The following is a 13,974-nucleotide window of genomic DNA, read 5'->3' as shown; positions in this document are numbered from 1 at the left end:
CGACGATGCTGGCATACATACTCAGGCGTTTGCTGCTGATGATCCCGACGCTGATCGGGGTGGTGACGATCACGTTCGCGGTCACGCAGTTCGTGCCGGGCGGCCCGGTCGAACAGGTGCTCGCGCAGTTGCGCCACGGCAGCGCACGCGGCGGGGAGGCGGGCGGTGGAGGCGGTGGCTACCACGGCAGCCAGGGCGTCGACCCGCAGCAGATCGAGCAGATCCGCAAGCAGTTCGGCTTCGACAAGCCGCCGCTCGAACGCTACGTGCTGATGCTGAAAAGTTATTCGACGTTCGACCTCGGCCAGTCCTATTTCGCGCACCGCAGCGTGTGGGCGGTGATCCGCTCGAAGCTGCCGGTGTCGATCACGCTCGGGATGTGGACGGTGATCCTCACCTATCTGGTGTCGGTGCCGCTCGGCATTGCGAAGGCGGTGCGCAACGGGTCGCGGTTCGACACCGTGACGAGCGTGCTGGTGCTGGCCGGCTACGCGGTGCCGGGCTTCGTGCTCGGCGTGCTGCTGCTGATGCTGTTCGGCGGCGGCACGTTCTGGCAGGTGTTCCCGATGCGCGGGCTCACGTCCGACAACTTCGACGACCTGACGCTGATCGGCAAGGCGCTCGACTATCTGTGGCACATCGTGATGCCGGTGACGGCGTCGGTCATCGGCAACTTCGCGATCGTCACGATCCTGACCAAGAACACGTTCCTCGAGGAAATCGGCCGGCAGTACGTGCTGACCGCACGCGCGAAGGGCGCGCCGGAGCGCGACGTGCTGTGGAAGCACGTGCTGCGCAACGCGGCGATCCCGTTGCTCACCGGGCTGCCGGCCGCGTTCGTCGGCGCGTTCCTGAACGGCAACCTGCTGATCGAGACGCTGTTCTCGCTCGACGGCATGGGGCAACTGTCGTACGACTCGGTGATCCGCCGCGACTATCCGGTCGTGCTCGGCTCGCTGTTCCTGTTCACGCTGATCGGCCTGCTGACCAAACTCATCGCGGATATCTGCTATGTCCTCGTCGACCCCCGTATCCAGTTCAACCGCCTGGACCACTGACCAGGCCTGCGCCGCATGCGCGGCGTCGCCGTCGCCATGGCGGCGCACGTGGCTGCGCTTTCGCGCGCAGCCGCTCGGCTACTGGAGCCTCGTGATCTTCACGGTGCTGTTCGCGCTCAGCCTGGGTGCGGACCTGCTGTCGAACGACCGGCCGCTGATCGTGCGCTACGACGGACACTATTACTTTCCGATCGTGAAGGACTATCCGGAGACGGCGTTCGGCGGCGACTTTCCCGCGATGACGAACTATCTCGATCCGTATATCCGCACGAAGCTCGAGTCGCATGGCAATTTCGCGATCTATCCGCCGAACCGCTATCGCTACGACACGATCGACTATTTCGCGTCGCGGCCGTATCCGGCGCCGCCGTCGGCGAGCAACTGGCTCGGCACCGACCAGTTCGGCCGCGACGTGCTCGCGCGGCTGCTGTACGGCTTTCGGCTGTCGGTGCTGATGGCGTTCGCGCTGACCGTGTCGGGCGTGCTGGTCGGCGTGCTGACGGGCGCGCTGCAAGGCTTCTACGGCGGCCGCACCGACCTGGTCGGGCAGCGCCTGATCGAGATCTGGAGCGCGCTGCCCGACCTGTACCTGCTGATCATCTTCGCGTCGATCTTCACGCCGTCGCTGTGGCTGCTGTTCATCCTGCTGTCGATGTTCGGCTGGCTCGTGCTGTCCGATTACGTGCGCGCCGAATTCCTGCGCAACCGCGGGCTCGACTACGTGAAAGCAGCGCGCACGATGGGGCTGACGAACGCACAGATCATGTGGCGCCACGTGCTGCCGAACAGCCTCACGCCGGTGATCACGTTCCTGCCGTTCCGGATGAGCGCGGCGATCCTGTCGCTGACGAGCCTCGATTTCCTGGGCCTTGGCGTGCCGCCGCCGACACCGAGCCTCGGCGAGCTGCTGCAGGAGGGCAAGAACAATCTGGATGCGTGGTGGATCTCGATCGCGGCGTTCGCGGCGCTGGTGGTGACGCTGCTGCTGCTTACCTTCATGGGCGATGCGCTGCGCAACGCGCTCGATACGCGTACGCGCGGCTCGGCATTTGGCGGAGGGCGGTGATGACGAGACCGTTGCTGCAGATCGACGGGTTTTCCGCGCATTTCGGCGCGAATACGGCCGTACAGGACCTGAGCCTGTCGATCGGCCGCGGCGAGCGCGTGGCGCTCGTCGGCGAATCGGGGTCGGGCAAGAGCGTGACCGCACTGTCGATCCTGCGGCTCGCGCAGCAGGCGACGCTGTCGGGGCGGATGCTGTTCGACGGCGAGGATCTGCTCGCGAAGACCGAGCAGCAGATGCGCGGGATCCGCGGCGCCGACATCGCGATGGTGTTCCAGGAGCCGATGACGGCGCTCAATCCGCTGTACACGATCGGCAAGCAGATCGCCGAGAGCCTTCGGCTGCACGAGGGGCTGCGCCCGGGCGACGCGCGCGAGCGCGGGATCGCGCTGCTGCGGCGCACCGGGATTCCGGAGCCGGAGCGGCGCATCGACAGTTTTCCGCATCAGCTGTCGGGCGGGCAGCGGCAACGCGCGATGATCGCGATGGCGCTGGCCTGCCGGCCGCGGCTGCTGCTCGCGGACGAGCCGACGACGGCGCTCGACGTGACGGTGCGCCAGCAGATCGTCGACCTGCTGATCGAGCTGCAGGAGCAGGAGGCCGCCGCGCGCGGGATGGCCGTGCTGCTGATCACGCACGACCTGAACCTCGTGCGGCGCTTCGCGCAGCGCGTGGCCGTGATGGAGAAGGGCGTGCTGGTGGAGACCAACACGACGGCCGCGCTGTTCGCGGCGCCGCAGCATCCGTATACGCGCCGGCTGCTCGACAGTGCGCCGCAACGGGCGATCGAGCCGGTCGCCGCCGGTGCGCAGACGATCCTCGACGTCCAGCAGCTCGCCGTCGACTATCGCATCGCGGCAAAGGGCTGGCGCTCGGTGCTCGGCAAGACGACGTTCCGCGCCGTGCATGACGTGCAGCTGAGCCTGAAGCGCGGCGAAACGCTCGGGATCGTCGGCGAGTCGGGTTCGGGGAAATCGACGCTTGCGTCGGCGGTGCTCGGCTTGCAGCGGCCGGCGTCGGGCGGGATCGAGATCGACGGCATGCCGCTCGCGTCGCTGCGCACGACGCAGGGCCGCCGCACGCTGTACGGGCGCATGCAGGTGGTGTTCCAGGATCCGTTCGGCTCGCTGTCGCCGCGCATGACGGTCGAGCAGATCGTCGGCGAGGGGCTGGGCGTGCACCGGCCGCAGGTGACCGGCGACGCGCGGCGGGCGCGGATCGCCGCGCTGCTGCAGGAGGTCGGCTTGCCGCCCGAGTCGATGCTGCGCTATCCGCACGAATTTTCCGGCGGGCAGCGGCAGCGGATCGCGATCGCGCGGGCGCTGGCGGTGGAGCCGGAACTGCTGGTGCTCGACGAGCCGACGAGCGCGCTCGACGTGTCGATCCAGAAGCAGGTGCTGAATCTGCTGACGAATCTGCAAAAGAAGTACAAACTCAGCTACCTGTTCATCACGCACGATCTGGCGGTGATGCGCGCGATGGCCCACCGGGTCATCGTGATGAAGGCGGGGCGCGTAGTCGAGGCGGGCGAGACGCTCGACGTGCTGCATGCGCCATCCCATCCGTATACGCGAGCACTGCTCGCGTCGTCCATGCTGGCGCCGGAGCGCGGCCCGCAGGAGCAGCAAGAGAGAACCGATGATTGACGAGAACCGGGCGCCGGGCGCCCGAGCCGTGCAGGCGGCGCAGGCGTTGCGCAGCGACGCCGATTTCTGGTCGCTGCGCATCGTCGACGAGACGATCGACGAACATGCGGTGCGCAACGACGTCGCGCAACCGTTCTCGCGCACGCGCGAGCGCGGTGCGATGCTGACGGCCTGGGCCGGCACGGGCGCGGGCTATGCGGCGACGCCCGACCTGTCCCCGGCCGGGCTGCAGGCGGCGCTCGACATCGCGACCGCGCGGGCGCGGGCCAGTGCGCCGTGGGCGCTGGTCGATCATCGTCACGCCGCGCGCCCGCAGGCGAGCGGCACGTATGCGTCGCCCGAGGTCGATGCGGCACTGCCTTCGCGCGCGGAATGGATCGAGCGTCTCGCGCACGAATGCGCGGCGGCGAACCTCGGCGCGCGCATCGTCGAACGCGCGGCGAGCGTGATGATCGTGCACACCGAGCAGTGTTACGTGACGAGCGACGGCGTGCGGATCGACCAGCGCTTCCGCTTCCTGATGCCCGAGCTGCAAGCCGTTGCCCACGGCGACGGCGACACGCAGACGCGCTCGCTCGGTCAGTCGGGCACGCTCGCGCAGGGCGGCATCGACGTGCTGGCACGCTACGGCTTCGACGGCGCCGGCGTTCGGGTTGCCGACGAGGCGCTGCAGCTGCTCGCCGCGCCGAACTGCCCGACCGGCCGGCGCGATCTGCTGCTGATGCCGGACCAGATGATGCTGCAGATCCACGAGTCGATCGGCCATCCGCTCGAACTCGACCGGATTCTCGGCGACGAGCGCAACTTTGCCGGATCGAGTTTCGTCCGGCCGGAGATGGTCGGCCACTATCAATATGGTTCGCCGCTGCTGAACGTCACGTTCGATCCGGAGCCGACGGCCGAAGCCGCGTCCTATGCGTTCGACGACGACGGCACGCCGGCGCGCAAGCAGTACCTGATTCGCAATGGCGTGCTCGAACGGCTGCTCGGCGGGGCGCTGTCGCAGCAGCGCGCGGGCCTGCCGGGCGTGGCCAACTCGCGCGCGTCGGGCTGGAACCGCGCGCCGATCGACCGGATGGCGAACCTGAACGTCGAACCCGGCGACCAGTCGCTCGACGCGCTGATCGCGGGCACCGAGCACGGGATCCTGATGCGCACCAACACGTCCTGGTCGATCGACGACCACCGCAACAAATTCCAGTTCGGCTGCGAATTCGGGCAACTGATCGAGAACGGCCGGCTCACGCAGGTCGTCAAGCGCCCGAACTACCGCGGCATCTCCGCCCAGTTCTGGCGCAGCCTGCGCGCGGTCGGCGATGCGAGCACGTTCGGCATCTACGGCACGCCTTACTGCGGGAAGGGCGAGCCTGCGCAGATCATCCGTGTCGGCCACGCCGCGCCGGCCTGCGTGTTCGCCGGCGTCGACGTATTCGGAGGGGCGTGATGACGGGATTCGATCCGATGGCGCGCCAGGCCGGCATCGACTGGCATGCGTATTTCTCCCGGCTCGCCGAGGACGCACAACGGCTGACGACGCCGGCCGAAACCGTGCTGCTCGGCTTCTCCAGCGAAACCTCCGACTTCATCCGCTTCAATGGCGGCAGGATCCGCCAGACCGGGCGCGTCACGCAGGGGCGGTTGTCCGTGCGGCTCGTCGACGGGGCGCGGCAGGCGCACTCGGCGCTGACCGTGTGCGGCGATCCGGCGGCCGACCTGCGCGAGCTGGCGGATGCAATTGCCGTGCTGCGCGACGGCCTGCGCGATGCGCAGGACGACCCGCACCTGCTGTTCGATACGTCGTCGTGGGTGCAGGAAACGCGCCGCACCGGGCGTTTGCCGGATGCGGACGGGCTCGCGCGAATCGTGGCCGAATGCGCGCGCGGGCTCGACTTCGTCGGCTTTTACGCGGGCGGCACGCTGGCGCGCGGCTTCGCGTCGTCGACCGGCAGCCGCGGCTGGTACGAGGTCGAGAATTTCAACTTCAGCTGGTCGCTATACGACCCGAGCGGCCGCGCGATCAAGACCGTCTATGCGGGCGACGACTGGCGCGATGCGGCGTTCGCGGCCAAGGTCGACGCGGCCGCCGCGCGGCTGCCCGTGCTCGGCCGCACGCCGAAGGCGCTGGCGCCCGGGCGCTACCGCACCTATTTCGCGCCGGACGCCGTCCACGAGATGACGAGCCTGCTCGGCTGGAGCGGCTTCTCGGCGCGCGCGCTGGCGAGCGCTCGCAGCCCGCTGCATCGTCTGTACGCCGGTGAGGTCGCGCTCGATCCGCGCGTATCGATCACCGAGGATTTCTCGCTGGGCATCGCCCCGGCGTTCAACGCGGACGGCTACCGGCGCGACAGCGTGCCGCTCGTCGTCGAAGGGCGGGGCGCCGGGCAGCTCGTATGCGCACGGACCGCGCGCGAGCAAGGGTGCGCGCCGAACGGCGCGGACAACGGCGAATCGCCGCAGTCGCTGACGATCGCGGGCGGCACGCTCGCCGATGCCGACGTGCTGGCCGCGCTCGACACGGGGCTCTACGTCGGCAACCTCTGGTACCTGAACTTCTCGGATCCGATCACGTGCCGGATGACGGGGATGACGCGGTTCGCGACGTTCTGGGTCGAAGGCGGGCGCATCGTCGCGCCGGTCGACGCGATGCGGTTCGACGACAGTTTCTACCGGCTGTTCGGGTCGGAGCTCGAGCAGCTCGGCGCGGCACCGGCGCTGCTGGCGAACGACGACACGTACGGCGAGCGCGCCACCGGAGGCGCGCAGCTGCCGGGGCTGCTCGCGCGTTCGTTCGAGCTCACGCTGTAGCGCGTTCGCCGACACGTGCCGATGCCGTCATTCTTCATCGACCGCCCGGTATTTGCGTGGATCGTCGCGCTCGCGATCGTCGTCGCGGGCGTGCTGGCCATTCCGCAACTGCCGATCGCGCAGTATCCGCGCCTGGCGCCGCCGCGGGTGGTGATCACCGCGTCCTATCCGGGCGCGTCGACCGAGACGGTCGATGCCGATGTCGGCAGCATCATCGAGGAAAGCCTCGACGGCGCTGACGGCCTGCTGTACTACGAGACGAGCAGCGACGGCCACGGCAACCTCGAGATCGACGTGACGTTTTCGCCCGGTACCGATCCGGACATCGCGCTCGTCGACGTCAACAACCGGTTGAAGCAGGTCGAGCCGCGGCTGCCGCAGCAGGTCGTCCAGCAGGGGATCGGCGTGTTCAAGGCGGCGAACACGTTCCTGATGCTCGTCACGCTGACGTCGACCGACGGCACGCGCGATTCCGCGCAACTCGGCGATTACCTGAACCGCTACGTGCTGCGTGAGCTGAAGCGCGCGCCGGGTGTCGGCGCGGCCGAGCTGTGGGATGCCGACGAGGCGCTGCGGGTCTGGCTCGATCCGGTCAAGTTGCGCGAATACGATCTCGGCGCCGACGACGTGATCGCGGCGATCAGCGCGCAGAACGCGACGGTCACGGCCGGCGCGATCGGCGACGCGCCGTTCGTGCGCGGCCAGCAGCTCACCGCGACGGTCGTCGTCAAGGGGCAGCTCACGTCGCCGGAGGAGTTCGGCCGGATCGTGCTGAAGTCGAAGCAGGACGGTTCGGCGGTGCGCGTCGCCGACGTCGCGCGCGTCGAAATCGGCCGCGACGACTATTCGTTCTATTCGCGACTGAACGGCCGGCCGGCGGCGACCGTCGGCATCCAGCTCGGCCCGCGCGGCAACGCGCTCGAAACGTCGAATGCGATCCGCGCGCGGCTCGCCGAGCTGTCGCGGACGCTGCCGCCGGGCGTCGCGGTCGAGATTCCGTTCGACGGCGCGCACTTCGTCAAGATCGCGATCCACGAAGTCGTGCTGACGCTCGTCGAGGCCGTCGTGCTGGTGTTCGGCGTGATGTGGCTGTTCCTGCGCGACCTGCGCTACACGCTGGTGCCGACCGTCGTGATTCCGGTCACGCTGATGGGCGCGTTCGTCGCGATGTGGGCGTTCGGGCTGTCGATCAACGTGTTCACGATGTTCGGCCTCGTGCTGGCGATCGGCATCCTGGTCGACGATGCGATCGTCGTCGTCGAGAGCGTGCACCGCGTGATGGAGGAGGGCGTGTCGCCGCGCGACGCCACGCGCCGGGCCATGAAGCGGATCGGCGGGGCGATCGTCGGCGTGACCGCGGTGCTGACTGCCGTATTCGTGCCGATGGCGTTTTTCCCGGGCAGCGTCGGCGGCATCTACCGGCAGTTCGCGGTGGCGATGATCGCGTCGATGCTGGTGTCGTCGTTCATGGCGCTGTCGCTCACGCCCGCGCTGTGCGCGAACCTGCTGAAGCCGGTCGCGCGACACGACGGCGGCACCGGCCGTGCGCGGCGACGCGGCATCGGCGCGCGTCTGGCCGACCGGTTCGGCGCGGCTTTCGCGCGCGCCGAATCCGGCTATCGCCGCGTCGCCGTGTTTGCCGTGCGTCGCACCGGCATGGTCGTGGCGGTCTATGCGGTGCTCGTGATCGGATGCGGGCTGCTGTACTGGATGATGCCGGGCGGCTTTCTGCCCACCGAGGACCAGGGGCAGTTGCAGGTGATGATCCAGTTACCGGCAGGCGCCACGCAGGCGCGCACGCTCGCTGTCGTCGAGCGTGTGGAGGCCATCCTGCACGGGGAGCCGGCAATTGCGAACGTGACGAGCGTGATCGGCTGGAGTTTCGTGGGCAGCGGGCAGAACGTCGGGATGGCGTTCGTGGAGCTGAAGGACTGGGCGAAGCGCGACGTCGACGCGATGGCGTTGCGCGACCGGCTCAACGCGCGCTTCGGCGCGATCCTCGACGGCGACGTCGAGGCCGCGCTGCCGCCGTCGGTGCGCGGCATCGGGCATTCCGACGGATTCACGTTCCGGCTCGAGGATCGCGGCGGAGTCGGGCTCGACGCGTTGAAGGCGGCTCGCGAGCAGCTTGCCGAACGCGCGAAGGCGGATCCGTTGCTGTCTGCCGTGCATTTCGAAGACCTGCCGGATGCGCCGCGTATCGAGCTCGATGTCGATCGCGCGAAGGCCTATGCGCTCGGCGTACCGTTCGAGCGGATCGCGGGGCTCTTGGGCGGCACGTTCGGCTCGAACTACATCAACGACTTTCCGGCGTCGGGCCGGATGCGGCGGGTGATCATCGAGGCCGATCCGGTTGCCCGCGCGACCGATACGCAACTGATGGCGCTCACCGTACCGAACCGCACCGGCGACATGGTGCCGCTGTCGGCCATTGCCGCGCCGCACTGGACGATCGGGCCGGTGATGCTGAACCGGTACAACGGCTATCCGTCGCTCGACATCAGCGGCCGGGCAGCGACCGGCACGAGTTCGGGCGCGGCGATGGCCGAGATGGAGCGGCTTGCCGCTGCGCTGCCGGCCGGGATCGGCTTCGACTGGGTCGATGCGGCGCGCGAGGAGCAGGTCGCCGCGCGGCAGACGCCGCTGCTCGTCGGGCTGTCGGTGCTCGCGGTCTTCATGGCGCTGGCCGCGTTGTACGAAAGCTGGACGATTCCGCTGTCGGTGTTGACGATCGTGCCGCTCGGCATGATCGGCGCGATTGCGGCGGTGCTCGCGCGCGGCATGCCGAACGACGTGTACTTCAAGGTCGGGATGATCACCGTGGTCGGGCTGGCGGCGAAGAACGCGATCCTGATCGTTCAGTACGCGCGCGACCTGGCCGGTCACGGCGTGCCGTTGCGGCAGGCGGTGGTCGACGCGGCCGCCGCGCGATTCCGGCCGATCGTGATGACGTCGATGGCGTTCCTGCTCGGGGTCGTGCCGCTCGTCCTGGCGACGGGCGCGGGCGCGGAAAGCCGGCGCTCGATCGGCACGGGCGCGTTCGGAGGCGTGCTGGCGGCGACGGTGTTCGGGCTCGTGTTTGCGCCGGTCGCGTTTCGCGTCGTGGCATCGGCTGGCCGGCGCGGCCGGCGGGTGGCGGTGACGAGGCGCGACGATCGACAGGCGGAGACAGTCGGGGAGTGACGCACCGCCGCCAGCGGATGGTCGGGCGTGGATGACTGACGGCAATGCCCATCGCATCGGGTTCGTCGAAGCGCACGGCGATGCGTCGAAACCCGCCGCATCGACGCGCGGGGCAAATGACACGCTGCCGGGTTGAAAATCCATAACTCTACGGTTATCATTCAGATTCATAACTTTTGAGCTATGGATTGGAACCTACTGCCAACGACCTGTTTGCCGCGCTGGGCGAACCGACCCGCAGGGCCATTTTTCAGCGGCTTTCCCATGAAGGCGAGCAGACGGTCGGACGACTGACCGCGCATGCGGGCGTCTCGCAGCCGGCCGTGTCCAAGCATCTGGCCGTCTTGCGACAGGCCGGGCTGGTGGAAGGGCGCCCGGAAGGACGAGAAACCTATTACCGCGCCCGTTCGGAGGGGCTTGCGCCGTTGATCGACTGGCTCGGCGTCTACGGCGTGTTCTGGCGGGATCGAATCGACGCGCTGTCGGACCTGCTGGACAGGATGGACACATGACTGCATCGCGAGAATCGCACAGCCTGGTCGTGGAGCGAAACCTTCGGCATCCGCCCGAAAAAGTGTGGCGCGCACTCACGCAATCGTGGCTGATCGGGGAGTGGCTGATGGCCAACGACTTCGTGCCTGAGGTCGGCCACCGCTTTACGCTGCGCGCGGCGCCGTTGCCCGGGTGGTCGGGCATCACGAATTGCCAGGTCATCGCGGTGGAGCCGGAACGGTTGCTCAGCTATCGCTGGGGCGATGGAACGGAATCCGCAAGCGGGCTGAAGACGATCGTCACGTGGACCTTGACGCCACATGAGGGCGGCACCGTGCTGCACATGGAGCAGTCGGGCTTCCCGTCTCCGACCGCGCTCAGCTACGTGCGCCTCGGCGCGGCCTGGCCTCGCTTTCTGGACAAACTGGATCAGATCATCGGCTAGTTCCGGCGACTGAACATCAACGCTTTCTTCTTCCCGATGGGGCCTGCTGGACGGCCGGCCCCAGGGGGCATGCTTGCCTGGCGCAAGCCATCGGCTTCGGCCGCACGTTCAAGGAATAGCAGGTATGTCGACTGTCCGAATCGCAATCATCTATCACAGCATGTATGGCCACACCGCCAGGCAGGCGGATGCGGTGCGCGCCGGCGTGGAACGCATTCAAGGCGCAGAAGCGCTGCTCCTGACCACCGAGGAGGCGCCGTCGCGCTGGGACGACCTGGCGTTGGCGGACGGCATCATCTTCGGCTCGCCCACCTATATGGCCAGCGTGTCCGCAGGATTCAAGATCTTTCAAGAGGCGACCTCGAACGCCGTTCTGGCCAAGGGCGCATGGCAAGACAAGGTCGCTGCGGGGTTTACGAACTCGGGCGCTCACGCCGGCGACAAGCTTGCCACCTTGATCCAGATCGCGCTGTTTGCCGCCCAGCACGGCATGCACTGGGTCAACCTTGCGCTGCCGCCGGCGAACAACTCCACCACGGGCTCGGATCGGGACTTGAATCGCCTGGGATTCTGGCTCGGTGCGGGAGCGCAATCCAATGTCGATCAGGCGGCCGATGTCGTGCCGCCGGAATCGGATCTGGCCACGGCGCGCCATCTGGGTCAACGCGTGGCCGAGGTTGCGATGCAACTCGTGCGCGGACGGGCTTGAATGCTGTCGCGTGACGGCAAATGGCTGCGGTGACGTTCATCGGCCCTGGTGACGGCCGGCTCGTCGCGTTGAGCGGTGCCGTGTCCTGAACCGTCCGGTTTCGGTCCATCGTTGCGGTTGGCGTGTCCGGGCAGATGGAGGGCATCGGCACGGGTGGCAGGTCAGGGTGGCTCACACTGCCGCACCTGACGCTGATTTCAATGCAATTGATTGCCACTCGAATTCGATTTCGGTTTGGGGCGTGGATTAACTGACATTAGAAACCTCCCTTCGTGTGGGGTTTTGAATGATTCAATACCTGAAAATATGCAAATGATTAAGATTAGGGCCTCTCGACCCGAGGACGGTGCGCGCGCAGTTGAAATCTGGCGAGGTGCGGTTGATGCGACGCATGATTTTTTGTCAGCGGAAGACCGCCGCGCGATTGACGAAATGGTGTGCGGCTTTTTGCCGCAAGCGCCGCTTTGGCTTGCCGTCGATGCCAATGATTATCCATTGGCCTTCATGTTCATCGAGAGCGGGCACATGCAGGCGCTATTCGTTGATCCGGCTTGTCGAGGGACGGGCATTGGCGCTGCGCTGGTTCGCCACGGACTGACGCTTCACCCGAACATGACGACTGACGTTAATGAGCAGAACAGTCAGGCAGTGGGTTTCTACGAAAAAATGGGCTTCAAGCGCATTGGCCATTCACCTGTCGACGATCAAGGCAGGCCGTACCCGCTGATTCATCTTGAATACCAAGGTTGAGCAGGATTGAAGTAATTTCGATAAGGCAGGGGAAACAATGACGAAGGTCGGACTGGTGGGTTGGCGCGGCATGGTGGGTTCCATGCTGCTGAAGCGGATGCGCGAAGAGGGCGATTTTTCGAGAATATCGCCGACGTATTTCAGCACGTCGGCGGCAGGGCGCACGTATCGTGACCCGCTTGGCGCCGAGCACCGTCTGCTCGATGCGAACTCGGTCGAAAGCCTCGGCGAGATGGACGTCATCATCACCTGCCAGGGCGGCGACTACACGAAGGCGGTGTATCCGGTGCTGCGTGCGTCGGGCTGGAGCGGATTCTGGATCGATGCGGCGTCCGCGAAGCGGATGGATGACGATTCGATCATCGTGCTCGACCCGGTCAACCGCGAACAGATCGAAGCCGGCATCGCTGCGGGCGTGCGCAACTACATCGGCGGCAACTGCTCGATCACGCTCTCGCTCATCGGCCTGACCGGGCTGTTCCGCGCCGGGCTCGTCGAATGGATGAGCATGATGACCTACCAGGCAGCGTCGGGCGCCGGCGCACAGCATGTGAAGGAACTGCTCGGCCAGATGTCGGCCGTCGCCAAGCGTGTCGACGACACGCTTGGCGATCCGAACACGCCGGTGCTCGACGTGCTGGCGAAAGCACACGCAGCGTCGCGCGCGAGCGACTATCCGGTCGAAGCGTTCGGCGCGCCCCTCGCAGGCAGCATCATTCCGTGGATCGACAGCGACCTCGGCAACGGCGTGAGCCGCGAGGAATGGAAGGGCGAAGTCGAGACGAACAAGATCCTCGGGCTGCCGCCGGGCACGATCCGGGTTGACGGACTCTGCGTGCGCGTCGCTGCGCTGCAGAGCCACTCGGCCGCGATCACGCTGAAGCTGAAGGAGAACGTCGAACCCGATCGTCTCGAAAGGCTGATTCGCGATGCGCACGAGTGGGTCGATTTTGTGCCGAACACCCGGCAGGAAACGATTCAACGGCTGTCGCCCGCTGCGGTCAGCGGATCGCTGAAGATCGGTGTGGGCAGACTGCGTCGCCTCAACGTCGAGCCGCAGATGTACAGCGTGTTGACCACGGGCGATCAATTGCTATGGGGGGCGGCTGAACCGCTGCGGCGCGTGCTGAACATGATTCTGAACGCGTAGTAGGTTTGCAGCGAGCAGGGCGTTTCAGCGATGGCGGAGCAACGTGCGCCGCCGTCGCTCGATCTTTCGGTGATCGCTTCGTCCCGATACGTGGAAAGCCCGACTCGATGCGGGTGGCGTCGACGCGCTTCGCGTCTGGAAAGCAGAGAGAAAAACCATGAGTGACATCATCATCGCAGGCGTTTTTATCGGCCTGATTGCCACCGCGCTGTCGGATGTGTGGGCCGTGTTTCTCGAAAAGGCGTTCAAGGTGCCGAATTACGGCTTCGATGTCGTGGGACGCTGGATCGGGCACATGGCACGCGGACGATTCTTCCACAAGCCGATTTTCGCGTCGCCGCCGATTCCGGGCGAAAAGGCGATCGGCTGGATCGCCCATTACGCATTGGGTGCGGCGTTCGGCTTCTTGCCGATCCTGCTCGGTGGCGGCACGGACTGGATTGCCCGTCCGACGTGGGCAGCGGCGATCGCAGCAGGTCTTCTCACGCTCGCGGTACCGTTCTTCATCGTCGTGCCTGCGTTCGGGATGGGTGTCCTGTGCTCGCGCACGCCGGATCCCTGGGCGGCACGTCGCCAGGGCGTTATCGCGCACCTGTACTACGGCATTGCGCTGTACATCGCCGCAATCTTCTTTGCGATGCTGATGCGCTAACGACGGGTGATGGTGAAGCAT

At 66.9% G+C, this 13,974-nt stretch carries 12 protein-coding genes; all 12 read left to right on the top strand.

From position 1 onward, the window contains the following. Positions 1–5: 5 nt before the first annotated feature. Complete coding sequence (locus tag ACN8ZM_RS09140; protein WP_043182973.1) at positions 6–1,058, top strand: microcin C ABC transporter permease YejB; 1,053 nt, start codon at positions 6–8, stop codon at positions 1,056–1,058. Beyond that, entirely contained in the window at positions 1,012–2,124 is a 1,113-nt protein-coding gene (locus tag ACN8ZM_RS09135) for an ABC transporter permease (protein ID WP_089450547.1), read from the top strand. Before ACN8ZM_RS09140 ends, ACN8ZM_RS09135 begins: the two co-directional genes overlap by 47 nt. Next, positions 2,124–3,767 (top strand): ABC transporter ATP-binding protein, encoded by a 1,644-nt coding sequence (locus ACN8ZM_RS09130; RefSeq protein ID WP_420209844.1) that lies wholly within the window; start codon positions 2,124–2,126, stop codon positions 3,765–3,767. The genes ACN8ZM_RS09135 and ACN8ZM_RS09130 overlap by 1 nt, the downstream gene beginning before the upstream one ends. Continuing rightward, the gene (locus tag ACN8ZM_RS09125) at positions 3,760–5,211 is read left to right on the top strand and encodes a TldD/PmbA family protein (protein WP_420209843.1); all 1,452 of its coding nucleotides are present in this window, start codon (positions 3,760–3,762) and stop codon (positions 5,209–5,211) included. Before ACN8ZM_RS09130 ends, ACN8ZM_RS09125 begins: the two co-directional genes overlap by 8 nt. Then, on the top strand, positions 5,211–6,572 hold the full coding sequence (locus ACN8ZM_RS09120; protein WP_420209842.1) for a TldD/PmbA family protein: 1,362 nt from the start codon (positions 5,211–5,213) through the stop codon (positions 6,570–6,572). Before ACN8ZM_RS09125 ends, ACN8ZM_RS09120 begins: the two co-directional genes overlap by 1 nt. Positions 6,573–6,593: 21 nt before the next feature. Further along, positions 6,594–9,755, top strand: coding sequence for a multidrug efflux RND transporter permease subunit (locus ACN8ZM_RS09115; RefSeq protein ID WP_420209841.1), 3,162 nt, complete (start codon positions 6,594–6,596; stop codon positions 9,753–9,755). A 188-nt stretch (positions 9,756–9,943) separates the two neighbouring features. After that, a complete protein-coding gene (locus tag ACN8ZM_RS09110; RefSeq protein ID WP_043182962.1) occupies positions 9,944–10,267 on the top strand; it encodes an ArsR/SmtB family transcription factor in 324 nt (107 codons plus the stop codon). Next, on the top strand, positions 10,264–10,692 hold the full coding sequence (locus ACN8ZM_RS09105) for an SRPBCC family protein (RefSeq protein ID WP_420209840.1): 429 nt from the start codon (positions 10,264–10,266) through the stop codon (positions 10,690–10,692). Before ACN8ZM_RS09110 ends, ACN8ZM_RS09105 begins: the two co-directional genes overlap by 4 nt. A gap of 124 nt (positions 10,693–10,816) precedes the next feature. Beyond that, complete coding sequence (locus ACN8ZM_RS09100; protein WP_420209839.1) at positions 10,817–11,401, top strand: flavodoxin family protein; 585 nt, start codon at positions 10,817–10,819, stop codon at positions 11,399–11,401. Positions 11,402–11,713: 312 nt separating this feature from the next. Further along, positions 11,714–12,151: an acetyltransferase gene (locus tag ACN8ZM_RS09095; protein ID WP_043183186.1), complete on the top strand. Its 438-nt coding sequence runs from the start codon at positions 11,714–11,716 to the stop codon at positions 12,149–12,151. A 37-nt stretch (positions 12,152–12,188) separates the two neighbouring features. Further along, positions 12,189–13,301, top strand: a complete 1,113-nt coding sequence (asd, locus tag ACN8ZM_RS09090; RefSeq protein ID WP_420209838.1) for an aspartate-semialdehyde dehydrogenase — start codon at positions 12,189–12,191, stop codon at positions 13,299–13,301. A gap of 157 nt (positions 13,302–13,458) precedes the next feature. Then, entirely contained in the window at positions 13,459–13,953 is a 495-nt protein-coding gene (locus ACN8ZM_RS09085; protein ID WP_089450539.1) for a DUF2938 family protein, read from the top strand. Positions 13,954–13,974: the final 21 nt, after the last annotated feature.

It is taken from the genome of Burkholderia aenigmatica (genome assembly GCF_048627025.1).
GTDB classification, from domain to species: Bacteria; Pseudomonadota; Gammaproteobacteria; order Burkholderiales; family Burkholderiaceae; genus Burkholderia; species Burkholderia aenigmatica.
The sequence above is the reverse complement of the archived record's forward strand: the minus strand, read 5'-3'. Positions and strand labels throughout refer to the sequence as shown.

Coding starts and splice junctions, on each gene's coding strand:
- ACN8ZM_RS09140 (WP_043182973.1), top strand. CDS start 6: ATGCTGGCATACATACTCAGGCGTTTGCTGCTGATGATCCCGACGCTG.
- ACN8ZM_RS09135 (WP_089450547.1), top strand. CDS start 1,012: ATGTCCTCGTCGACCCCCGTATCCAGTTCAACCGCCTGGACCACTGAC.
- ACN8ZM_RS09130 (WP_420209844.1), top strand. CDS start 2,124: ATGACGAGACCGTTGCTGCAGATCGACGGGTTTTCCGCGCATTTCGGC.
- ACN8ZM_RS09125 (WP_420209843.1), top strand. CDS start 3,760: ATGATTGACGAGAACCGGGCGCCGGGCGCCCGAGCCGTGCAGGCGGCG.
- ACN8ZM_RS09120 (WP_420209842.1), top strand. CDS start 5,211: ATGACGGGATTCGATCCGATGGCGCGCCAGGCCGGCATCGACTGGCAT.
- ACN8ZM_RS09115 (WP_420209841.1), top strand. CDS start 6,594: ATGCCGTCATTCTTCATCGACCGCCCGGTATTTGCGTGGATCGTCGCG.
- ACN8ZM_RS09105 (WP_420209840.1), top strand. CDS start 10,264: ATGACTGCATCGCGAGAATCGCACAGCCTGGTCGTGGAGCGAAACCTT.
- ACN8ZM_RS09100 (WP_420209839.1), top strand. CDS start 10,817: ATGTCGACTGTCCGAATCGCAATCATCTATCACAGCATGTATGGCCAC.
- ACN8ZM_RS09095 (WP_043183186.1), top strand. CDS start 11,714: ATGATTAAGATTAGGGCCTCTCGACCCGAGGACGGTGCGCGCGCAGTT.
- asd (WP_420209838.1), top strand. CDS start 12,189: ATGACGAAGGTCGGACTGGTGGGTTGGCGCGGCATGGTGGGTTCCATG.
- ACN8ZM_RS09085 (WP_089450539.1), top strand. CDS start 13,459: ATGAGTGACATCATCATCGCAGGCGTTTTTATCGGCCTGATTGCCACC.